Origin of the sequence: Nocardia sp. CA-129566 (assembly GCF_050956075.1) — a bacterium.
In the GTDB taxonomy this organism is placed as follows: Bacteria; Actinomycetota; Actinomycetes; order Mycobacteriales; family Mycobacteriaceae; genus Nocardia.
Genome location: NZ_CP192085.1, coordinates 6,293,671 through 6,315,417, shown reverse-complemented (window position 1 = coordinate 6,315,417; position 21,747 = coordinate 6,293,671). Strand labels below are relative to the sequence as shown.

Sequence of the window (21,747 nt, the reverse complement as noted above, 5' to 3'; positions counted from 1 at the left end):
TACCCGCCCACATCGGAAACAATATACTAGGTTCATATCACCTCTTGATTCCGCCCTCTATCAGGCAGTCGATTTACTCTCGCCGAATGGGCGCCGACTCTTCCCGTGTCGAGGTCCACGTCGTTGTGAACTGCTCCGGCGCCGTTGCCGGCCAGCGAAGGTGGAGAACACCCTCACCTCGAGACGGACGAAAGAGATTCGGTTTCCGCGCGGGCCTAATTTAGGCGCAAACATCAACAGCACCAGCTTGTCTTCGTTGAACAAGCCTCCGGTTTGCGACTCTATTGCACCTTCGACTTGCACGTTTCGTACCAGTTTTCGCGCATTTCGTGCCAGTTTTCGGCAGCAGCAGACGTCCACTTCTCGTCCAGCTCCGCCACTCGCAATGCGGGTTTCTCTCTTTCGACTTCATTTTCGGCATGCGCAGCACGATCCACCAGTTCGATCCAGCGCTGAAAATCGGCGTTCAGCTCACCTTCGACCTTCGAGTCCATTTCCATCCTCGTTTCCCGATACTTTTTCGCTTCTTTGTGTACATCCTCGACCCTCCCGGAACACGCACTCAATCGACATGCCGTTGGACTCGACGTTCCCTGATTCCGCTCATCCCCGAAGGAAACTGGAGGCGCCGTGCTCGCATTTCTATCGCCATTTCTGCATACCCCTCACGCGCCTGACTCAGATGCAACCACGCCTGATGTCGCAGTTCAGCATCCGATGAATGCAAGACCGTCCACCATGCATCAGCGAAGGCCATGGCAAAGCGGCTTATGACATCGCCCAGCGAGTGTGTGTGCATACGCGCCCCTATCATCCGCGGCATATTGCCCGTTGCCCACGCATCTATCTCGCCCACAACTCGATCGATCTCCGCTCGCACTTTCTCGCAATCGCAGATCTTTTGCCTCGATACCGGGTCAACCTGGTGCGATATCAGTTCGGCATGCAAATCGCCGAGCTCTCGTGCCCAGCCGACAAGAGCAAGGCCGCTCTCCAGGCGACCCGAGACCGCCTGAAGCAACTGATCGGGCTCCAATAACGGCACCGTCCAGACCGGTGGCCCGGACGCATATCCGTTCAGATACATCGCACACCTCCTTGCCTCTACAGCTTGAAGCTCTAGGGGGGCGCCACACATCAGGAGGCTTCGAATCTGTTTGTAGCGAGTCTGTCGACCTATCTACCTATGGACGCGCGCAAGACGCGCCTCGAAGTCCTGACAAGTAGTAGCGGCAGAGATCGTGGCGATACTCTGCGAACAATCGGGCAGTCTCAGCCTGAGTCGCAGATCTTGTGCCGAGGTTTGTAGCTATTCAGGAAACCGGAATCACGAACTAATTCACAGACGGACGGCACACGACTCGGTTCCATCGCGATAGCGGGACCGGCGAATACTCACCCGTTCCGTTGTAGCGGGCCGCCACCACCAGCGTCCGCTCATCTGGCACACACGACGAAGTCTCCAGCGGACACCACAGTCGAACCGCGACGATTCACCCTCTCCCGCGCGGAATATCCCGAAGACGGCTGCGTTGGACCATCGTTCGCACTGCCGTCGGTGGGCGGAGTTTCGTCGCGGCGAATTGTGACCCCGCCCGGCCCGAAGGCCGAACGGGGTCTGTGTCCCTGACGAACGCGAGCGTTCCTGCTGCCTACTTCGCGGCGGCCACCGGCGGCTGGTTGATCGTGGCGAAGTACTGGATCGCAGCGCCGATCGCGACCGGCGCGGTCACCAGCAGCTGCCCGGCAACAGTGCCGAGAGCGCCGACAGCGATGGTGCCACCCAGGCAGCCGATCGCCGCGGCAGGGATGAACGCGCCGAACAGACCGACGATCGTCGCCGCCGCGACAGTCGCACCAGCGATACCGCCGAGCACACAACCGACCGCCGCGCCACCGATACCACCGACCAGAGTGCCGAGCGTGGCACCCATTGTGATCGTGGTGGTCATCCGCGACCAAGCGGCCTGCTCACGGTCGTACTCGTTCTTCCATGGCGCCTTGTCCTCGAACGGCAGCGCCACCGGTTTGTATACCGCATGCGCCATATCGAACTTCGGCGTCAACGTCGCCTTGCGATCAGCGACATCAGCGACGATTGGGAACTCGAAGTCATCGACCCGGAACGTCAACGGCAAACCCGCGAGCGCGGCACCGTTCGCGGCCCTGATCTTCAAGACCCCGTCCTCGACGATCATCGAACCAGCATTCGTCGTGACAATCGACTGGGTGTCGGTGGCATAGGCGGTGAAGTCGACCGCGCCTTCTGTATCGGGCTGTGCGCCGGCTGAGCCGGACGCGACCGAGACTGCGGCGGCGAGGCCTGCGGCCACCGTTACGATTTTCCTCATCATTGTTTCTTTCTTCTCCGGTTTTCAGGGGGAAGCGGCGACGACGAGCGCGCCGCACGCCGGCCGCTGACGCGGTCGGCAGGTCAAAAGTTGAGGGTTTCCGGCTCGGCGGCGGCGATGAGCTGGCCATCGCTGATTCGATCTGACGCCAGCAGAGTTCGGGTGAGTACTTACCTATGGCGTTGCGGACCGGCCCTGAAAAGACCGTCGCCATAGACCGATTCGAGATTGTCCAGGATCGCCGAGATCAGACCCGGCCTCACCGAACTCTCCAGTCGAGCGGCCCGAGTGGATAGTTGGTGCCCAATCTCATTGCGGTATCGATATCGGCGCTGCAGGCTATGCTGCGCGCCAGAAGGTCCATCTCATTGTTGACCAGTGCTGCGACCGTACGTGCGATGACGAGGCGCGGAACGTCATCGACGATGCTGACCGAGATTTCCGCTGCGCTACAACGAGTCTGCGTAATTCTTCCGCCTGCGCCGCCGCAGTGTGGGCGGTCGGGGACACAACCGCTGCGCTCGACCGCAATTCGATCATGGCCTCGCCATCCAACGAATCGGCCTCGAGCCACGTTCCCGCTTCCTCGGTCTCCTCGTGGCGCATTCGCCCTTTGGCTGCCTCGCACAGCAATCGTTTCCGCATCGCGTTGACCGACCTTCCCGCGCGGCCCGGTTCGGCGTCGACCAGCACTGCGTTATGTCCGGCGACCATCATTTGCGGGATCCCTGCGCCCGTCGTGCCGGCGCCGATCACGGCAACCGTCGCGCCGGCGTGGATGGCAGCCACTTTTCCCTCCTCTCTTGATCGTCGGGATTACATCTTCGCTAACTGTAAGACTTTTGATAGGATTGTCAATATGGTAAATCGAGGGGCGCGGGTGGCAGTGCTCGGCGCCGGAACCATGGGTGCCGGCATCGCCGTCACCGTCGCGAGGGCGGGGTATTCGGTACTACTCGCCGATGTAAGCCAGGAGAAAGCCGAGGCCGGGGTGCGGGCCGCGGACGTGTTCCTGTCCGAGAGTGTGCGGCGGGGCAAACTCGACTGGCCGCAATGGCAGGCGATATCGGCGCGCATCCAGCCGTGTGTGGAGACTGCCGCGATGCGGGACGCTGCGATAGTTATCGAGGCAATTCCGGAGGATCTCGATCTGAAGGCCCATACGCTGAGGACTGTCGAGGATGTGTGTGCCGATGATGTTCTGTTCCACACGAACACTTCGACATTGCCGGTCACTGCCATCGCTGGGCGGATGCGTAGACCCGGCAACGTCGTCGGCACTCATTACTGTAATCCCGCACCGCTGATGTCTTTAGTCGAGGTTGCACCCGCCCGGCAGACCAGTGCCGTGGCCCTCGAGCGTACGGAAGACTTTCTTCGCAGTCTCGGCAAGGAACCTATTGTTCTGAAGGACACGCCTGGATTGCTGACCAACTTTCTGCTCGTCCCGTTCGAAAACGATTGCGTTCGGGCGCTAGAAGCGGGATGGGGAACCGTTGAGGAAATCGACCTGGCGGTCACTGCCGGCGTCGGCTTTCCGATGGGGGCGTTCCGACTGCTGGACATCGTCGGACTGGACGTACACCGCGCAGTGTCGCTGAGCCTGTATCGGCAGTTGCGCGATCCGCGCTTCGCACCACCACCACTGATCGAACGCATGGTTGCCGCCGGCGAACTCGGGCGAAAGGCAGGGCGCGGCTTCTACCGTTATGGCGTAGGAGTTTCGGAATGACCACTGTGGGCATAATCGGTGCGGGAACGGTCGGCTCGTATTTCGCCGAGGCGTGCACGGCGGCTGGGATCGCTGTGATCGTGGCGGATCTCGATCACGATCGCGCCTCTTCCCTGGTTCGAAGCCTGCCGGCTCCCGAGCGTGCGTCGACCGTCGGATCGATCACGAATCTGGCCAGGTGCGATGTGCTGGTAGAGGCTGTGCCCGAGGTGCGCGCCGTGAAGATCGACGTCCTCACCCAACTCATCGCCTGCGGGGATGCTCTGTTGGTCACCTCCACATCGGCGTTCACTGTGACCGAATTGGGTGCCACGCTCGCCCAACCCGAACGACTGGTGGGAGTTCACGTCATGCCCGCGACGCCGCACGGGCATCTTGCTGAGATCGCGGCGGGCTCATGCAGCGGCGAGGCATATGTCGCGAAGGCGCGCATGTTGGCCACGAGTCTGGGATGGGCTCCGCTGAATGTGCGGGACCGTCCCGGGCGGCTGACCCGGCGGCTCGTCCTTCCGTTCTTCCATCAGGTCGTCCAAGCACTCGATGACGGGCTCGCCTCGGCTGCCGATATCGACCGCGTCGTCGTTCTGGGTTTGGGACATCGGCGCGGACCATTGGCCGTGCTCGACAGCACCGGACTGGACGACCAACTCGCCACTTCTGAGGCAACGTTCGATGCAGTCCACGACCCGGCAATTGCGCCCCCGCCGTTGCTCGCCCACCTGGTCGCGGCCGGCCAGTGTGGTGACAAGACTGGTGCCGGTTTCTATGTAAAGAAGCAACAGTGACCCATTCGGCATCCGCTGCGATGCTGAGCGCGGCGCTTTAGAGAACATTCGACACTCTTTCGCCAGGGTCCTCGCTGAGGCTGTGAGAACCGATGGTTTGAAAAACTCTTGAGGAAGTGGGTCGGCGGATGAGTGCTACCCCGCACACTGACGACCGGAGGTGTTGTCATCGGATCGAGGCCCGTATGTCAGCTGGGCGTGTTGTCAATGGCCATTTGTGGGTCGCCGCTGGTGGCCAGGGGTGAAGTCCCCACCCCCTTGTCGGGGGTGGGGTGGTTAGTTCAGGGGCGTTCACCTCGCTTGTCGCGGTGTTTCATGCGGTAGGAGTCGCCGTCGGTGATGATGACGGTGGCGTGGTGCAGGAGTCGGTCGAGGATGCTGGCGGCGGTGGTGTGTTCGGGTAGGAACCGGCCCCATTGCTCGAATGGCCAGTGTGACGCGATGGCCAGTGAGCGGCGTTCGTAGGCGGCCGCGACGAGCCGGAACAGCAGTTGGGTGCCGGTGTCGTCCAGGGGTGCGAACCCGATTTCGTCGAGTATCACCAGGTCCGCGCGTAGCAGGGTATCGATGATTTTGCCGACGGTGTTGTCAGCCAGTCCGCGGTAGAGGGTGTCGATCAGGTCGGAGGCGGTGAAGTAGCGGACTTTGTGCCCGGCGGCGATGGCGGTGTGGCCGAGTCCGATCAGGGTGTGGCTCTTGCCTGTGCCCGGTGGCCCGATCAGCGCGAGATTGTGTTGTGCGCGAACCCATTCCAGGCTCGACAGGTAGTCGAAGCTGGCCTGTGGGATGGACGAGGCGGCGACGTCGAAGCTGTCGAGGGTCTTGGTGACGGGGAACGCGGCGGCTCTGAGCCGGTTGCGGGCGTTGGAGGCGTCGCGGGCGGCCAACTCGGCCTCGATGAGGGTGCGTAGCACCTCTTCCGGGGTCCACCGCTGAGTCTTGGCGACCTGCAGAACTTCCGGTGCGGTGCGGCGGACCGCGGCCAGTTTCAACCGCCGCAGCCCAGCATCGAGATCGGCTGGCAGTTCCGGGATCGATTTCGGGGCAGCAGTTTTCGATCGAGTCGTGGTCATGAAGCGCTCCCGTCGCGGGTGATTTTGTAGGCGTCGAGGGAGCGGGTCGGTGCGGTGGGCAGGTCCAGCACCAGTGCGTCACCGGCCGGGCGGGGCTGCGGGGTGCCGGTGCCGGCGGCGAGGATGGAGCGGACGTCGGCGGCGCGGAAGCGGCCGAACGCCACCGCCCGCCGCAACGCTGCCACCAATACCGGCTCGCCGTGGGCGGCGCCGAGCGCGAGCAGAATCTCCAACTCCTGCCCCAGGCGGGTGTTGCCGATCGCGGCCGCGCCGACGAGAAACGCTTCGGCGTCTTCACCGAGCGCGCAGAACTGTTGCTCGGCAGTGGTTTTCGGACGCGGCCCGCGGCTGGGCGCCGGGCGGGGCCCGTCGTAGTGGTCATCGAGGATCGATGCTTCACCGGGTGCGACGAGTTCGTGCTCGGCCACGATCACCCCGGTGGCCGGTTCGAGCACCAGCAGGGCACCGACATCGATGATGATCGCGACTTTTTCGCCGATCAGCCGGGTCGGCACCGAGTAGCGGGCCGACCCGTAACGAACACACGAGAGCCGGTCGACGGTGCGGGTCACCGCTGGTGCGCCGATCTCGAGCCGCAGTGACGGCAACGGCCCCAACAACTCCCGCTCGAGGGCCAGGCGTTCGTCCGGGATCGCGCAGATCTCCGAATGCATCAGCGAGTTCACCTCCGCGCACCAGGTTTTCGCCGCTGCGTTGGCCTCGGCCAAGGTCACCGCCCGCCCGGTCATCGCGGCCTCGGTCAGCAGCGGGACCGCCAGATCCCGCTGGGCATAGCCGCATAAGTTCTCCACGATGCCTTTGGACTGCGGATCGTTGGCATGGCACCAATCTGGTGAGAATCCGTAATGTGTTGCGAACCGAACATATTCGGCGGTCGGGACGACCACGTTCGCGACGACCCCGCCCTTCAAGCAGCCCATCCGGTCGGCCAGCACCCTGGCGGGGATCCCGCCGATCGCGGCAAACGCTTCGGCGATCAAGGCCAGCGTCGTGGACTGCTTTTGATCGGCGGCGAACGCGGTGAACCGCCACCGCGAGAACGCCAGCACCGCGCAGAACAACTGCAACCCGGGCGCGACCTGCGCCCAGTCGATCACCAGATACTCACCCGGCGACCACACCGCGGGCCGACGACCCCGATGATTATCCTTGCGCCACAACGCTTTCTGTTCGGCAACCAGCCGACGGAAATTCCGCGGCGACCCCTCGTAACCGGCGGTCCGCGCCGCCGGGAGTAGTCGCTTGGCCGAGATCCGGCCCTTCGACTTCTCGACCCGCTCGGCGACCAGCTCGCGCACTGAATCGTAATTGCGGGGCCGCGGCGCCCGCTCCGGCGGCCGACCGCCGGACTCGACACGCTCGATGACCCGTTTCACAGTCTTGTGCGTAGTGCCGCACAACTCAGCGGCCCCACGATAGGTTCCGACCTCTCGATAGGCGGAAATGATATCCATTCGCTCCCTCGCAGACTTCAATGGAACTCCCTGGGTAGTGACGGATGACAGTTGGCGCTATCACCGTCACTGCCCAGGCCACGAGCTCCGGGCATGACACGACGAGCAAGGGAATGGGGACTTCTACCTGGCCGCCAGCGGCGACCTACCGGCGACCACCAGCGGGGACTCTGTCATGGCCACGGACACGTGTTATCTCGTCGCTGCGGGGAGTAAGGCCGTCCACACCCAGTTCAAGATTTCGGTTGACGTACCGGAGCGCATTGCGAACCCGCGCGAGCGGATGCTTGCCACGAGCCACCCGTCCTGCGGTTGGAGTGAGCGAATCTCGTGGTTGCTTGTGATGGTGTCGCCTTCATATACGGGTGCGACGTGGTCGCAGCGTTCCCAGGAGAGGACTGTCGCAATGTCGGGTAGGACACGCGTCGCCTGAGACAGCACGATCCCCACGGTATGGCCGCCGTACACCAAGCGGCGTCCGCCGCCTGTCCGTTCATCGTGATGAGCAGCGGCGACGTTGAGGGTGAGCCGCGCGAGTTCCGGTGCGCTCGTGACGACATCGCCTGCCTCAACACCGAGGACCGACCCAGGCGCCAATCTGGTTAGCCGCCCGGGTGCGACCATGTCCGATAGTTCGATACGCCATCGTTCGTACGGATGAAGCTGGACGCGGGTGTGCGTGGGCGATACATCCCGCAGGCCTTCGGTTCTGGCGGTTTCACTTCGGCGTGGGAGCATCGCGCACCGGTGGTACGACAAGACGAGGCTGTCTCTTTGGTCGACTGTGTCGATTCGAAGTAGCGCCATCCCGGTTGGTGCGCGATCTGGCTTAGGGGAGTTCGAATGCAGTCCGACCACTGTTGTGGTGGTCTTCAGGGTGTCCCCGATGCGTGGAACCATGTGAAACGACAGACCTCGGTAGAACAGGTTTGCCTTGACCTTCTGGGTGAAAAGCGTCGACTGGCCGATCGAGACATCCCAGACCAGTGCCGGGTGGGCGATTCGTGGGCCGCCTGTCACACGTCGAGCGAGTTCCTCGTCGAGCGCGAGGCGGAGACGGTCGCCAACTATGGCTTGGTGGTGTGCTGCGATTCCGTCGGTGATCGTCATCCCGATTGTCGGGCGCGATGTGTCGCCGATCCGGAGATCGTCGAAGGTCGGGCCGTCTGCGAATGTGAACTTGTCGGAGAGTGCGGAGTTGTCAGCAGGAGGTGTCACCGATTACACCTTTGCGTTCGAGCTCGCCGAGTTCACGATCGCCGAATCCCATGAGAGTGGTGAGTATCTCTCGATTGTGGGCACCGAGCTCCGGCGCCGGTTCGGCCGTCCGGGGCAAGTCGTTGAAGCGTATCGGTGATCCTGGTGCCAAATGTGTCGGGATTCCGGGCTGCGTCAGCATCGACAGCATGGGGTTGTTCCACACATCTGTTGACGCGGGATCGACGACTTCGTCGAATGAGCGGTACCTCGCCCACAACAATGAGGTCTGCTGCAATGCTGCTTCTGCATCGTGGGTGCTGTGGCTCTCGAACCACACCTGGAAGAGTCCGGCCAGTGCCTCACGGTATGCATACCTGTCGTCTTCTCTGGTGAAATCGACACCCAGCGACTTCTCGAGTGCGGTGACAACCTGCTTCTGTCCCGTTACGTCGAGGAGGTCGGCCCAATGGCGTTTGGTTAGTGCGACGACCATCAACTTGTGACCGTCGAGGGTGGTGAAGTCGCGTGCGAATCCACCGTAAAGGTGGTTGCCGATTCTGGGGCGGCCGGACTCGTTGATCTGGGCTTCGCTCAATAGGCCCAGGTTCCCCGCTGTGGCGAGTGCGACGTCTTCGAGCGCAATCCGCACATGTGCTCCCTGTCCTGTTGCTTGTCGGTTCAGGACGGCGGTCGTGATCGCCAGCGATGAGTAGATTCCGCAGGTCACGTCCCAGGCGGGGAGCACGTGGTTGATCGGATCTGAGAACCCATCCGGGCCGGTGACCATGGGGAATCCGACGGCGGCGTTGACTGTGTAGTCGACTGCGGCCTGCCCTTTCCAGTTTCCCTCGACACGAACGACGATGGCGTCCTCTCGGAGCGTGCGGAGCTCTTCGTAGCCGAGCCATGAGCGGCCGACCGCGTTTGTGAGCAGGATCCCAGAGGACGGCCCGTCGGTGCGCAACAGATTTCGGACGATTTCTCGGCCGGGTTCGGACTTCATGTCGATGGTGAGCGACTTCTTGCCTTTGTTGAGCCCGGACCAGTAAAGACTTCGTCCAGCGGCGGTGCGAGGCCAGCGATCTCTGTCCGGGCCCCCACCTATCGGATCGATGCGGATGACTTCGGCTCCGAGTTGAGCGAGGGTCATTCCGCCGAGGGGAGCGGCGACGAAACTCGATAACTCGATGACCCTCAGTCCCGCAAGCGGGCGATGGGTGTTCGCCTGGGTTTCAGACATCGGTGGCCTCCGGTCCCGAGCGGGTGGAGTGGATATCGTCGAGGATCTGTATTGCGATGGATGTTGTGCGTGCACCGAGGGTGCTCAGCAGGGTGAAGACATTCGCCACCTGTTGCGGCGTGGCACCGAGTTTCAGGGCGTTTCGCACATGTATTTCGATTCCGGGCCGGTAGAGGTGCGATGCCGTGGCATCGAATGCGACGTACACGAGTTCCTTCATTGCGGGGCTGAGATGATCTGTTGCCCAGGGATGCGCGGAGAAGTTCAGGTACGCCTCGAAGTAGTCCTCGTCGAGGCGCAGCAGCCCGTCCCACACGGCGTTCCAGTAGCCGCGTTTGTCGACGAAGGTCGCCTGAAGCTGTCGTTGCCTCGGCGACATCGGCGAGGCGTCGAGCGGTTCGATGGCGTCGAGGAGCGCCGGCAATCCCTCGGTGCATGCGTGCACGCCAAGCGCGCTGGTGAGCTCGATGACTTCGACGACTTGTGGTTCGGTGGCGCCGGCTTCCAGCGCCCGTGTGATGTGCAGACGAATACGCTGCGCATCCAAATCGGTCACCGCAGCCGCTGCGGCAAGGCAGATGAGGTGCTTCTCGGCAAGAGTGAGGGACGGGTTGGCCCAGGCGACGGCGTCCAGGGCGCGAAGTGCGGTCAGGTATTGGGGATCGCGCCGAAGAAGGCTCTGCTCGGCGAGTTCGCCGAGCGGAGCCATCGAGGGCGGCTCGGAATCAGGCACCGACCAGATCCTGTGTCGGCGACGGCGCGAGCCGGCGTTCACGGATCAGTGCCGCCGTGACTGCTGACAGCGCGGCCGCGAAGACGACGTACGCAGCGACCGACCACAGCGACCTTGTGCGGGAGAGCAATTCGGTGGCGACGATCGGGGCGAACGCGCTGCCGAGAACCTGGCCGAGGGTGAACCCGATCGACAGGCCGGTGTATCGGATCCGGGTGTCGAAGCAGGCCGCGAGCATGCTGCTCAACGCCGACCACGCTGCGCTGTAGGGAATGAACAGGATGAGGTATCCGACGATGGTCAACGCAATGTTGCCGGTTTGCAGTGTTGCGATGAAGACGGGGGCTGCAGCGATCATCCCCGCGGACCCGTACATAAAGACCTTACGGGAGCCGACCTTGTCGACGAGCTTGCCGAAGAGAAGGACGCCGATAATGACGGCGATCATCGCGAGGATGACGATGGCGAGCATGGTGTTGCGCGAGTAGCCCTGCTGCTTGGTGCCGTAAGTGAGGCTGTACACCGTGCCGACGTAGAACGTCACACCGACCGAGACACTGGTCAACGCCACCAGCAGGACACGCAAGGTGCTCGTGCGGAAGACCTCGACCACCGGCATCTCGGCAACCGCCCCGGAGTCGATTACCTGCTTGAACGACGGCGACTCCTCGATCTTCATCCGAATTGCCACGCCGAAGATTACAAGGACAATGCTGAGAATGAAGGGGACGCGCCACCCCCAGGTTTCGAAGGCATGAGGTGACAGCGCGGCGAGGGCGAAGAAGACTACGTTCGCGAGGATGAGGCCGAGAGGTGCACCGAGCTGGACCAGGCTCGCGCGTGATCCATGCTTGGCTTCCTCAGCGTGCTCGGTAGCCATGAGTACGGCGCCGCCGTACTCGCCGCCGAGTGCGAAACCCTGGATGAAGCGCAGCACGACCAGCAGGATCGGCGCGGCGACGCCGATGGCGGCGTGGGATGGGATGAGACCGATGAGCAGTGTTGTTCCGCCCATCGACATGAGCGTGAACACGAGCATGGATTTGCGCCCGATCCGGTCACCGTAGTGGCCTATCACGATGGCGCCGATCGGTCGCGCGATAAAAGCCACCGCGAAAGTCGACAGGGACAGCAAGGTGCCGGTCAGGGGGTCGACCGACGGGAAGAACACGGCGCTGAACACCAGCGCCGCCGCTGTTCCATAGATGAAGAAATCGTAGTACTCGATCGTGGTCCCTATCAGGCTGGCCAGCGCCACCCGTCGGGATTTGGTGGATGCGTCGGACATGGGTGTCTCCTTAGATTTGTGCTGACAGGTGCCGCGGACGAAGAGAGGGGCAATCCCGGCGTACGGAGGAACGGAGCCGCTGGCTGGCGCGATAGCGGGAGTCCCGGTACTCGTCGTGAAGCGAATCGAGTAGCGAGAGAACGTAACCCGGTGACCACCTGTCCGCCCACGCCAGGGGGCCGAGCGGGTAGTTGGTGCCGAGTTCCATGGCGGTGTTGATGTCAGCGGCCGAGGCGATTCCGAAATGGAGCGCTTCTGCCGCTTCGTTGATGATCATGCTGACCACGCGTGCAACGATCAGGCCAGGGGCGTCGCTCACGCGAATCGGATCGATTCCGGCTTCACGCAAGAGCGCAGTCACTGCGCTGGCGAGGTCGGTGGAATCCTCGGATCCCGAGTAAGCCAGGCAGGGAACGGCGTTCATGTCGAATGGACGGTCGAGCAGGACGACGGGAACCCCATCGATCGATGCCTCCTCCTGTGCGCTGATACCTCGGGTGATGCGGACCTTGCCGAACCCAGGCAGAGACAGGTATGAGTCCGGGCCGGGAAAGTGCTCAACTGTGATTCCGCCACGCAGGAGCAGCTGCTCGAGCTCGGCTGAGTCTCCGTGCAGCTCGATGACATCCGACGTAGCACCGGACGGTTCCGGTTCTGGCGACGAGGCAGTTATGGCGACTCCATCGTCATAGTCGTAGAACCCCGACCCGGTTTTGCGTCCGAGGCGGCCGGCCGCGACCAGTTCGCGCTGCAACAACGACGGCGTGAACCGGGGGTCGAAGTTGAAGGCGGTCCAGACGGTTCGGGTGACGGTCTCGTTCACGTCGTTGCCGACCAGATCCATGAGCTCGAACGGTCCCATGCGGAAGCCCCCGGCACCCCGCAGTAGGCGATCGATGACGTCGAAGGGAGCCGCGTTCTCTTCCGCGAGGCGGAGGGCTTCGCCGTAGAACGGTCTGGCGATGCGGTTGACGATGAAGCCGGGGGTTGATCGTGCCACCGTCGGCGTCTTTCCCCAAGACACCGCCAACTGCCGGATCTCGTCGACGAGCGCGGGATCGGTCTGCACGCCTGGAACAACCTCGACCAGCTGCATGACCGGCACCGGGTTGAAGAAATGCATCCCGATCACGCGGTCCGGCCGGGTCAGCCCTGCCGCGATGTCCGTGATCGAGAGCGAGGACGTGTTCGTCGCGATTCGGCACGACGGCCCGAAGTGATCAAGCGCCTCCTGGAGCACAGCATGTTTGATCGCCGGGTTCTCGACGACGGCTTCGATGACTACGGTGTTCGGCTCGGCGGAAAGGTCGCGGACAGACTGTGCGGTCAGCAGGCGTTCGGTTAGGTGCTGCAGCAGTTCGGGCGCTCGGCGGGTGAGCCGAGAACGAATGTTGGTTACTGCGGTGGCGAGTTGGTCCGGATCGAGGTCGACCAGGTCGACGTAATGCCCGGCCGTCAATGCCACCTGGGCGATCCCCTGCCCCATCGTGCCAGCGCCGATCGCGCAGATCCGCGGCGCGCTACTTGTCATTCGGAATCCTCCGGAGGAGCTTGAACTGTGTTCACGGTCACTTCTTGCGTAAACTGTAAGACATTTGTAGTCTCTGTCAAGTGACTGACAAAGAGAGTGTGGTGGCCGTTCTGGGAGCGGGCACGATGGGTCAGGGGATCGCGGTGACGCTTGCACGTGGAGGCTGCAATGTCCGGCTCGTGGACCGCGACAGCTCGCAGTTGGCGCGCGCCGCCGACATGGTTCGCGACTTCTTCGCCGAGAGCGTGCGGCGCGGAAAGATGACCGAGGCCGACTCGACATCGGCGCTGCGGCGAATCGAGCATGTCGCGAACCTCGCCGATATCGCCGGGGCCGAGTTCGTTGTCGAAGCGCTCCCGGAGAACCTGGCGCTCAAGACCGAAGTGCTGGCCCGCGTCGAGGAGATCTGTGCAGCCGACACGCGAATCCACACGAACACATCGACCCTTCTCATCGGGTCGATCGCTGACGGCCTTGCCCGACCCGAGAACCTCGTCGGCACCCACTACTGCAACCCCGCGCCGCTTATGCCGCTTGTCGAGGTCGCCCGAGGGCCGAAGACCAGCGACGACACCGTCGCCTCCGCGGCCGCTCTACTCGAGTCGGTCGGCAAGACGCCGGTGATACTCCGGGACAGTCCGGGGCTGATCACGAACTTCCTTGTGGTTGCCTTCGAGAACGACAGCATCAGGGCGCTGGAATCCGGGCTGGCCACGGTCGAGGAGATCGACCGCGCTGTCACCGCTGGCATGGGGTTTCCGATCGGGCCCTTCCGGCTGCTCGACCTCGTCGGTCTCGATGTGCACCTCGCTGTGACCAGCAGCTTGCGCAGGCAACTCGGCGACGATCGCTACCGGGCACCGGACACGGTGGTGCGGATGATCAACGAAGGACGTCTCGGTCGTAAGACCGGACGCGGCTTCTACACGTACTCGAAGGAGCAGGCATGACGCGTTATGGGATTGTCGGAGCGGGCAGTGTCGGCTCGACGGTAGCGGTAGGACTCACGCGCGGTGGCCACCGCGTGATCGTGATCGACGCGGCCGCAGACAAAGCCGGGCGTCTCGCTGACAACCAGCCCGCCATCAGCGTCGTCGACCGCGTCTCTGAACTCGGCGACTGCGAGGCAGTACTCGAGGCGATACCGGACGAGCTCGATAGCAAGATCAGCGTCCTGGGCCAGTTAGCGGAAAGTGGTGCCGCGGCAGTACTGACCGCGACGTCGTCGTTCACCGTGGCGCAGCTCGCCCGCGAGTCCGGACTCGGCGAGCGATTGGCGGGATTCCACTTCCTGCCCACTGCGGCCGGCAGCGGGCTCGTCGAGATATCCGGTGCTCCCTCGACCGGTACCGCAGCGATCGACGCGGCGATAGCGTTGAGCGACGCGCTCGGAACTCCGTGGATGCGGGTATCCGACGTTCCAGGACGGGTGACACGGCGGTTGCTCGTTCCGTTCGTCAACCAGGTGCTCGACGCCGCGGCGCGCGGTGTCGCGTCACCGCAGGACATAGACCGTGTCGTCTGTCTAGGACTGGGGCATGCCGTCGGCCCCCTGGCTGCGTTGCAACGCGCCGGCCTCGACGACCACAGACGGGTCGCTGACAACCTCCGTGGCCACTTCGGTGACCCAGCGTTCGAGGTGCCCGTCGACGTGACCGATCTCGAACAGATCATCCAGGCAATTTCGGACCTGACGGAGGAGCGAATCAAGTGAGTTACCAGGACATCACCATGGACGTGGGCGACGGCGTCGCCGTCGTGACGATCAATCGCCCTGATCGCGCCAACAAGCTGCGGTTCCAGACGGCGAGGGAACTGCTCGACGCCCTCCGGCGTGTCCGTGAGGATAGGGCGATCGACGTCGCGATCCTGACTGGAGCCGGAGACAAGTTCTTCTGTATCGGCGGCGAGCACGAACCGTTGGAGTCGCTCGATTACTCCAGTGTCATGCCCGTGATCGACCTGTACGAGTTCATCGACACCATGCCCAAACCTGTAATCGCCGCAGTCAACGGGTACGCCGTCGGCGGGGGCAACGTCCTGCAGGTGGTGTGCGACCTGTCGATCGCGGCGCCCCATGCGGTCTTCCGGCAGGTCGGACCGATGGTCGGAAGCTTCGACGCCGGATACGGGACGTGGTACCTCGAGGAGGCGATCGGGCGCCGTCGGGCCAAGGAGATGTGGTACCTGAACAAGAAGTACTCGGCGGACGAGGCACTGAACATGGGGCTGGTCAACGAGATCAGCTCCGGTGGGTCGGCGCTCGATCGAGCGCTCGAGGTCGCGGGTGATCTGCGTAAGCGCGGGCCGTTCGCCATCTCCGCGGTCAAGACCGCGTTTTCCGGTCGACACTCGGGTGTCGTGGGTCAGGCCAGAATGGCGCACGACCTGTTGCTGACCGCCTACCGCAGTACCGCGGAATGCCACGAGCTGGCCGACGCGTTCGAGGCGCGACGTGAGCCCGACCGGAGCAGGTTCAATCGATGACCGAGAACGACAGCGAACTGACGCACCTACTGCAGATGGTCCGCGAACTCGCGGCGAAGAAACCATATGCGGACGCCGACGCCGCATCGATGCTCGGCCCGCTCGACGACACCGGCCTGCTCGATCTTGCCGCGGACACATTCGAACTCGCGGGGGTCGACTCGCTCGACTGGGCGTCTCGAGTCATCCAGGAAGTGGGTCGAGAATCGGGCTCCGTCGCCTACTTCCTGGCCTCCCGGTATGTATCCCACCGTGCACAACTTCGTCGCGGAGTCGAGGTGTTCAAGCGCGAATCCGTTGCCGCAATTGCTCGCTCGGCCGACGGCGAGCTGCGATCGACGACTGCGCCGCTGGTGGTCACTCCAGCCGCTGGCGTTCTCCTAGAACCCACAGGCGCCGGCGTCCGTGCCGTTTCGACGACAGAGTTCGAAGTGGGCACCGACGCGCCGAAGCGCACCGGACTCGGCGGCGCGGCACTCGGTGGAATTCGTGCGGTCGACCGTCCCGATGACCGACTGTCGGACCCGGATGCGTCGGCAGCGTGCGCCGACTGGGACATCCTGGTTGCGTCGGCTGCTTTGGGAGTGGCCGATGCGGCCCTGTCCGTATCGGTCGACTATGCCCGGACGCGACGCCAGTTCGGCAGCGCCATCGGATCATTCGCCGGTCTCCGGGCCATTGTCGCGGAGATGGCAGACCAAATCGACTGTGCCCGTGGGCTATTGACGACAGCTGTCACTGCCGTTGCTGATCCATATGACCGTCGCGTCGCCGCGGCCGTGGTCGCGGCCCGTGCAGGCCGAGCGGCCGTCGGTGTCGCGCTTTCGGCGGTCCAGGTACACGGCGGGTACGGATACATCGACGAGTTCCCGGTCGCCGGCTACGTACGCGATGCTCTGAGCTTGCGAGCGCGTTGTTCGAGCACCCTGAACGCGCGGCGATTGGTCGCCGCTGAGCGCCTGGGTTCCGGCGACACACAAGCGAAGGAGAATCGATGACGACCGCTGAGATCGCCCGCAGAGCCCTCGAGCTTCCCGGGACGGTCCTCACTGCGAGCCTGATCGCCCAACGGTTCGAATCCGGCGCGTGGGCCGAGCGTTCCCTCGTTGCCTTCCTCGACGACGCGGTCGCCACGTTTCCCGACCGAATAGCGGCGATCACTGTCGACGAACGCGGCAATACTGTCCGCACGCTGACCTACGCGGAACTCGATGCACTGAGTCGGCAGGTGTCGGCCGGCCTGCTCGCGAACGGCGTAGGGCCCGACTCGGTGGTCACCGTGATGATGTCCAACTGCGCCGAGTTTCCGGCGGTGGTGTACGGCATCCTGCGGGTCGGCGCCACCTATTCGGGGATTCCGATCACCTACGGCTCGCACGAAATCGAGTTCATGACCAGGCGAGCCGGTTCCGACATGCTGATCGTGATGGGGTCACACGCCGGCCGCGACCTCGCCGGACTGGCCGCCACGACCCTCGCGGATCGCGATGAGGTAACTGTGGTCGTCGTCGACGGTCCCGATGGCCACCAGGGAATGCGGTTCGACGAGCTGATCGCACACGGACGCTACGACGGGCCCGCACACGTCGATCCCCTCGCGATCGCACAGTTGGCCTTCACATCGGGGACGACCGGCGAACCCAAAGCGGTGATGAACCTCCACGCCACCCTCGATGTGGTGGTACGTGGTTGGTCCGCACACGTGGGCCCGACAAACTACGGCGATCCGATGCGCAACCTCGTGATGTCACCGGTCGGGCATGCGACTGGGTTCCTGTGGGGCGTGCTACTCACCGTTCATCTCGGCGGCACTGCGGTCTACGTCGACCGGTGGTCACCGGCCGTCGGAGCCCGAGTGATCTCCGAACAGCAGATCACCTGCATGGTGGGGTCGCCGACATTCCTCATCGACCTGTTGCGGACCGCGAAGCTCACCGCCGCAGCTGCAGCGGAACTGAACCTTGTTGTCGTTGCGGGGGCGCCGATCCCGCGTCCGCTGATGCGGGAGGCGCGGGAGGCGTTGGACTGCGACGTGATCCCGGCATGGGGGATGACCGAATTCGGTATCGCGGTCTCCGGACGTCCAACTCTCGGCGGACGCAACGACGAGACCGACGGAATTCCCGTCGCGGCCTGTGAGATTCGGGTGTGCGACGACGCCCGATCCCCGCTGCCGGCAGGCGTGGAAGGCGAATTACAGATCAGAGGGGCCGGGCTGTTCGCCGGCTACTACGCTCGGCCGGACTTCACCAGGGATGCCTTCGCAACGGATGGCTGGTTCGTCACTGGTGACAGGGCTGTGGTCGACACAGACGGGTGCGTGACGATCACCGGCCGCACCAAGGACATCATCATTCGTGGTGGGGAGAACATTCCTGTTGCGGCGGTCGAGAGCTTGATCTTCCGCCATCCCTGCGTCACCGACGTCGCCGTCGTCGGCTACAGCGATGAGCGACTGGGCGAGCGCGCATGCGCATTCGTATCCCTCACCGCCGGAGCCCAACTCGACCTTGCGGACCTGTCGGTCTTCCTACTAGACGCCGGACTCTCCAAGCGCTACCTGCCCGAAAGGCTGATCGTCATCACCGACATGCCCAAGACGATGAGCGGAAAGATCCGCAAGGTCGAGCTGCGGGAACGACTTCGAAAGGATGGCGACCTTGCCTGACACATACGGTGCCGGTGTGGCGGGCAGATTCATGCGCAGCGAAGAGGCCACGAGCGCAGGACTGCCGCTGTCAGGGGTGCGAGTGGTCGACATCTCCTCCTCCTACGCCGCGCCGACCACGTCGATGTATTTGGCGGACATGGGCGCCGACGTCGTTAAGGTCGAACCGATCCGTGGTGACGACGCTCGGGGCTGGGGGCCTCCATTCCTCAACGGCGAAGCTGTTTGGTTCTTGTCGGTCAATCGCAACAAGCGAAGCATCTGCCTCGATATCACCACGCCGGCTGGCCACGCCACGCTGATGAAGCTGCTCGAGTCCGCAGATGTGTTCGTGGAGAACATGAGTCCGGCCAAGCTGGCCAAGCACGGTCTGGCGCTGGACACCCTCGCGCAGCGCTTTCCCTCGCTGGTGATCTGCGCGCTGTCCGGCTACGGGCTCGACGGGCCCGATTCGGCGCTTCCCGGTTACGACCTCATCGCGCAGGCACGGTCCGGACTGATGAGCGTGACCGGCCCCGCCGGCGGCGCACCACAGCGAGTCAGTACAGCACTGTCGGACGTCGCCGCCGGAACGATCGCAGCTTTCGCGGTATCCTCCACGTTGGTTCGGCAGCGAAGAACCGGCGTCGGGGAGATCATCGATGTCTCCCTGCTCGAATCGGATCTCGCCTTTTTGTCGCCGAGGATCGCGAGTTACCTTGCGGGCGAACCGGAACCGTACCCTAGTGGCGGAACCGACTCCGTCGTCGCCATCTACCAGTCGTTCGATACGGCTGATCGCCCGATCGTCGTCGCCGTCGGTAACGACCGGCATTGGTTGAATGCCTGCCAAGTTCTCGGTCTCGAGCATCTGTCGATGCAGTCCGACCTCGCTACGAATGCCGGGCGCCGGGACCGCCGGTTGGAGATCGTCGGACTGTTTCAGAATGCCCTCTCGACCGTCACGGCGGATTACGCCCTGACAATGCTGCAGTCCGTAGGTGTTCCGTGCTCCCGGATCCAACACCTTTCCGAGGTCGTAGCGGATCTGCAGGTGGTGGCCCGGCGTGGGATCGTCAAGCAGGACCACCCCATCGCGGGGCCTTTCGAGAGCGTTGCCAGTCCGTGGAAACTCGCCTCCGATCCGCACGCCCGCACGAATGCCACCCCGGCGCCGCTCAGGGGACAACACACCCGAGAGGTACTCGCCGAGCTGAATCTCGAGAACGAGCAGATCGACGAACTGATCAGAAAGGGAGCGGCATGGGCGCCGTGATACGCAGGCACGACGAGGGGCGCGTCAGAGTGCTGACGCTGGACCGGCCGGACAGCCTGAACGCACTCAATAGTCCGATGCTGATCGCGCTCGAGGATCACCTCGCCGGAATCCAGGCAGACGACGGCGTCGGATGCGTCGTCATCCGCGGTGCGGGTGACCGCGCGTTTTGCGCCGGTGCGGATCTCGATGAGATCCGCGGGCTGGACTATGAAGCGGCTCATCGCTTCCTGTCCCGGGGACACCGGGTAATGACCGCGATCGCCAACGCTGAGGTTCCCGTTGTCGCCGCCGTCGACGGGTGGGCACTCGGTGGCGGGTTCGAGCTGATGCTCGCCTGCCACATAGTCGTTGCCTCCGAGTCGAGCCGCTTCGGGCTGCCCGAGGCCAAGATCGGATGCATGCCCGGATTCGGTGGCACACAACGCCTCCTGCATGCGGCGGGTAGGCCGGTCGCGCTGCGGATAATGCTGTCCGGTGAGCCGATCGACGCACCGACAGCGTGGCAGGTCGGGTTGCTGTCCCAGCCGCCGGTGCCGTCAGCGGATCTGGCGGCGACTGTGCGGGCACTGAGTGAATCGATTGCATCCGGTAGCCGAACGGGAACGAAACGCATTCTCGACGCGGCCGGAGCGGCGGCCCGTCCGGCCGCGCTCGACTACGAAGCTGCCCTGGCAGCGACATCGATCGCGTCGGCCGACGGCCAGGAAGGAATCACCGCGTTCGCTGAGCGCAGGCCACCGACTTTCACGAGAGGAAGCTCGTCATGATGCTGCAGGAGTCGGATGAACTTGCGGCCGTCCGTAGTGTGATCGCGCGGATTATCGCTCCCGATGCCGAACGGGTCGATCGGACATCGGCCTTCCCCGATGCGGCCATTCGCGCGCTCGGGGAGGCTGGCGCCGGTGGACTGCTCATGCCCGTCGAGTACGGTGGTCAGGCCCGACCGACCCGCGAATACGCGGAGGCGGTGGAACTCATTTCAGCTGCCTGTGGCGCCACCGCGACGGTGTACATGACACAGATGCACTGCGCCCACCCCATCAATCTCACAGGCACGGCTCAGCAGGCTGAGAAGTGGATTCCGGCGTTGTGTTCGGGGGCGGCGATCGGGGCGATCGCCCTGACGGAATCGGAGGCGGGTTCCGATGTGGCGGCCATGCGCACAGCCGCTGTTCGGCACGGCGATCACTACATCATCAACGGAAGTAAGATTTTCATCTCGAATGGTGATGTGGCCGATGTGATCGTCCTGTTCGCCACGGTCGATCCGGCGCTCGGCAAGGACGGCATCACCGCTTTCCTGGTGGCCACCGAGAACCTCCCAGGGTTCGATGCCGGTCGCCCGATGAAGAAGCTCGGCCAGAAGGGTGCGTCAACCGTCGAGCTCACGTTCACTGACTGCGAAATATCCGCCGAGTGGCGTCTGGGAGAAGAGGGCGCCGGATATCCGCTGCTGCTCCGGTCGGTCCTCAACTCCCGGATCAGCGCCTCCGCCCAGGGCGTCGGTTTTGCGCAAGGCGCCTTCGACGCAACAGTCCGGCATCTCATGGGTGACGGACTGCTCTCGGCTCAGCGCCGGGACGCGCAAGACCTTCAGTTCGACCTTGCGCGCATCCGATCGGAGATCGCCGCGGGTCGCGCGCTCGTGCGTGCTGTGTGCGACCTCGTCGACGCAGGGGCGCCGCCTGCCGCCGTAGAGGTGTCGGTGGCCAAGTTGCACTGCACGGCGCTCGGCGTGCGGGTGGCGGCCGAATGTGTCGCGCTTCTCGGCGATGACGGTGACCGCTGTGACCTCGGTGCGGAGCGACGGCTGCGGGACGCCAAGATCACCGAGATCTACGACGGCACGAATCAGGTTCAGAGCATGCTCATCGCCCGCGAGATCCGCATCGATGCGGCCGCAGTCCAGTGATCAAGGAGAGTTCG

22 protein-coding genes are annotated in these 21,747 nt (G+C 63.8%); 10 read left to right on the top strand and 12 right to left on the bottom strand.

The annotated features are described in order from the left end of the window. Positions 1 to 281: 281 nt before the first annotated feature. The 5 genes from ACQP0C_RS27615 to ACQP0C_RS27595 all read right to left on the bottom strand — a co-directional run bounded on the left by ACQP0C_RS27615 (position 282) and on the right by ACQP0C_RS27595 (position 3,140). Positions 282 to 494, bottom strand: a complete 213-nt coding sequence (locus ACQP0C_RS27615) for a hypothetical protein (RefSeq protein ID WP_433724545.1) — start codon at positions 492 to 494, stop codon at positions 282 to 284. 68 nt (positions 495 to 562) lie between these two features. Next, positions 563 to 1,087 carry a hypothetical protein gene (locus ACQP0C_RS27610; RefSeq protein ID WP_433724543.1) on the bottom strand — a complete coding sequence of 175 codons (525 nt, stop codon included), beginning with the start codon at positions 1,085 to 1,087 and terminating at the stop codon, positions 563 to 565. Between the two features lie 565 nt (positions 1,088 to 1,652). Beyond that, entirely contained in the window at positions 1,653 to 2,351 is a 699-nt protein-coding gene (locus ACQP0C_RS27605) for a hypothetical protein (protein ID WP_433734672.1), read from the bottom strand. A 259-nt stretch (positions 2,352 to 2,610) separates the two neighbouring features. Then, positions 2,611 to 2,715, bottom strand: coding sequence for a 3-hydroxyacyl-CoA dehydrogenase family protein (locus ACQP0C_RS27600; protein WP_433724541.1), 105 nt, complete (start codon positions 2,713 to 2,715; stop codon positions 2,611 to 2,613). Continuing rightward, the gene (locus tag ACQP0C_RS27595) at positions 2,691 to 3,140 is read right to left on the bottom strand and encodes a 3-hydroxyacyl-CoA dehydrogenase NAD-binding domain-containing protein (RefSeq protein WP_433724539.1); all 450 of its coding nucleotides are present in this window, start codon (positions 3,138 to 3,140) and stop codon (positions 2,691 to 2,693) included. The genes ACQP0C_RS27600 and ACQP0C_RS27595 overlap by 25 nt, the downstream gene beginning before the upstream one ends. Positions 3,141 to 3,231: 91 nt before the next feature. On the opposite strand from ACQP0C_RS27595, the gene ACQP0C_RS27590 reads away from it, so the two are divergent. Continuing rightward, a complete protein-coding gene (locus ACQP0C_RS27590; RefSeq protein ID WP_433724537.1) occupies positions 3,232 to 4,083 on the top strand; it encodes a 3-hydroxyacyl-CoA dehydrogenase family protein in 852 nt (283 codons plus the stop codon). Further along, positions 4,080 to 4,868, top strand: a complete 789-nt coding sequence (locus tag ACQP0C_RS27585; RefSeq protein ID WP_433724535.1) for a 3-hydroxyacyl-CoA dehydrogenase family protein — start codon at positions 4,080 to 4,082, stop codon at positions 4,866 to 4,868. Before ACQP0C_RS27590 ends, ACQP0C_RS27585 begins: the two co-directional genes overlap by 4 nt. 281 nt (positions 4,869 to 5,149) lie before the next feature. On the opposite strand, the gene istB is transcribed toward ACQP0C_RS27585, so the two are convergent. The 7 genes from istB to ACQP0C_RS27550 form a co-directional block, all read right to left on the bottom strand. After that, on the bottom strand, positions 5,150 to 5,941 hold the full coding sequence (gene istB / locus ACQP0C_RS27580; RefSeq protein ID WP_433722103.1) for an IS21-like element helper ATPase IstB: 792 nt from the start codon (positions 5,939 to 5,941) through the stop codon (positions 5,150 to 5,152). Further along, positions 5,938 to 7,437 (bottom strand): IS21 family transposase, encoded by a 1,500-nt coding sequence (gene istA / locus ACQP0C_RS27575; RefSeq protein ID WP_433722101.1) that lies wholly within the window; start codon positions 7,435 to 7,437, stop codon positions 5,938 to 5,940. The genes istB and istA overlap by 4 nt, the downstream gene beginning before the upstream one ends. A gap of 171 nt (positions 7,438 to 7,608) precedes the next feature. Further along, positions 7,609 to 8,526 (bottom strand): acyl dehydratase, encoded by a 918-nt coding sequence (locus tag ACQP0C_RS27570; protein WP_433724533.1) that lies wholly within the window; start codon positions 8,524 to 8,526, stop codon positions 7,609 to 7,611. Between the two features lie 91 nt (positions 8,527 to 8,617). Continuing rightward, on the bottom strand, positions 8,618 to 9,856 hold the full coding sequence (locus tag ACQP0C_RS27565) for a CoA transferase (RefSeq protein ID WP_433734671.1): 1,239 nt from the start codon (positions 9,854 to 9,856) through the stop codon (positions 8,618 to 8,620). Beyond that, complete coding sequence (locus ACQP0C_RS27560; RefSeq protein ID WP_433724531.1) at positions 9,849 to 10,589, bottom strand: carboxymuconolactone decarboxylase family protein; 741 nt, start codon at positions 10,587 to 10,589, stop codon at positions 9,849 to 9,851. Before ACQP0C_RS27560 ends, ACQP0C_RS27565 begins: the two co-directional genes overlap by 8 nt. Continuing rightward, positions 10,582 to 11,877, bottom strand: coding sequence for an MFS transporter (locus ACQP0C_RS27555; protein ID WP_433724529.1), 1,296 nt, complete (start codon positions 11,875 to 11,877; stop codon positions 10,582 to 10,584). Before ACQP0C_RS27555 ends, ACQP0C_RS27560 begins: the two co-directional genes overlap by 8 nt. A 10-nt stretch (positions 11,878 to 11,887) precedes the next feature. After that, on the bottom strand, positions 11,888 to 13,408 hold the full coding sequence (locus ACQP0C_RS27550) for a 3-hydroxyacyl-CoA dehydrogenase NAD-binding domain-containing protein (RefSeq protein WP_433734670.1): 1,521 nt from the start codon (positions 13,406 to 13,408) through the stop codon (positions 11,888 to 11,890). An 80-nt stretch (positions 13,409 to 13,488) separates the two neighbouring features. Here ACQP0C_RS27550 and ACQP0C_RS27545 point away from each other — a divergent pair, with 80 nt between their 5' ends. Genes ACQP0C_RS27545 through ACQP0C_RS27510 form a run of 8 tightly spaced genes read left to right on the top strand, consistent with a single transcriptional unit; the run spans position 13,489 to position 21,733 of the window. Then, positions 13,489 to 14,358 (top strand): 3-hydroxyacyl-CoA dehydrogenase family protein, encoded by an 870-nt coding sequence (locus tag ACQP0C_RS27545; protein ID WP_433724527.1) that lies wholly within the window; start codon positions 13,489 to 13,491, stop codon positions 14,356 to 14,358. Beyond that, positions 14,355 to 15,122 (top strand): 3-hydroxyacyl-CoA dehydrogenase family protein, encoded by a 768-nt coding sequence (locus ACQP0C_RS27540; protein ID WP_433724525.1) that lies wholly within the window; start codon positions 14,355 to 14,357, stop codon positions 15,120 to 15,122. The genes ACQP0C_RS27545 and ACQP0C_RS27540 overlap by 4 nt, the downstream gene beginning before the upstream one ends. Further along, positions 15,119 to 15,895 carry an enoyl-CoA hydratase-related protein gene (locus tag ACQP0C_RS27535; protein ID WP_433724523.1) on the top strand — a complete coding sequence of 259 codons (777 nt, stop codon included), beginning with the start codon at positions 15,119 to 15,121 and terminating at the stop codon, positions 15,893 to 15,895. Before ACQP0C_RS27540 ends, ACQP0C_RS27535 begins: the two co-directional genes overlap by 4 nt. Further along, entirely contained in the window at positions 15,892 to 16,893 is a 1,002-nt protein-coding gene (locus ACQP0C_RS27530; protein ID WP_433724521.1) for an acyl-CoA dehydrogenase family protein, read from the top strand. Before ACQP0C_RS27535 ends, ACQP0C_RS27530 begins: the two co-directional genes overlap by 4 nt. After that, a complete protein-coding gene (locus ACQP0C_RS27525; protein WP_433724519.1) occupies positions 16,890 to 18,563 on the top strand; it encodes an AMP-binding protein in 1,674 nt (557 codons plus the stop codon). Before ACQP0C_RS27530 ends, ACQP0C_RS27525 begins: the two co-directional genes overlap by 4 nt. Then, entirely contained in the window at positions 18,556 to 19,818 is a 1,263-nt protein-coding gene (locus ACQP0C_RS27520) for a CaiB/BaiF CoA transferase family protein (protein WP_433724517.1), read from the top strand. The genes ACQP0C_RS27525 and ACQP0C_RS27520 overlap by 8 nt, the downstream gene beginning before the upstream one ends. Then, positions 19,806 to 20,588 carry an enoyl-CoA hydratase/isomerase family protein gene (locus tag ACQP0C_RS27515; protein WP_433724515.1) on the top strand — a complete coding sequence of 261 codons (783 nt, stop codon included), beginning with the start codon at positions 19,806 to 19,808 and terminating at the stop codon, positions 20,586 to 20,588. The genes ACQP0C_RS27520 and ACQP0C_RS27515 overlap by 13 nt, the downstream gene beginning before the upstream one ends. Then, a complete protein-coding gene (locus tag ACQP0C_RS27510; RefSeq protein WP_433724513.1) occupies positions 20,585 to 21,733 on the top strand; it encodes an acyl-CoA dehydrogenase family protein in 1,149 nt (382 codons plus the stop codon). The genes ACQP0C_RS27515 and ACQP0C_RS27510 overlap by 4 nt, the downstream gene beginning before the upstream one ends. Positions 21,734 to 21,747: the final 14 nt, after the last annotated feature.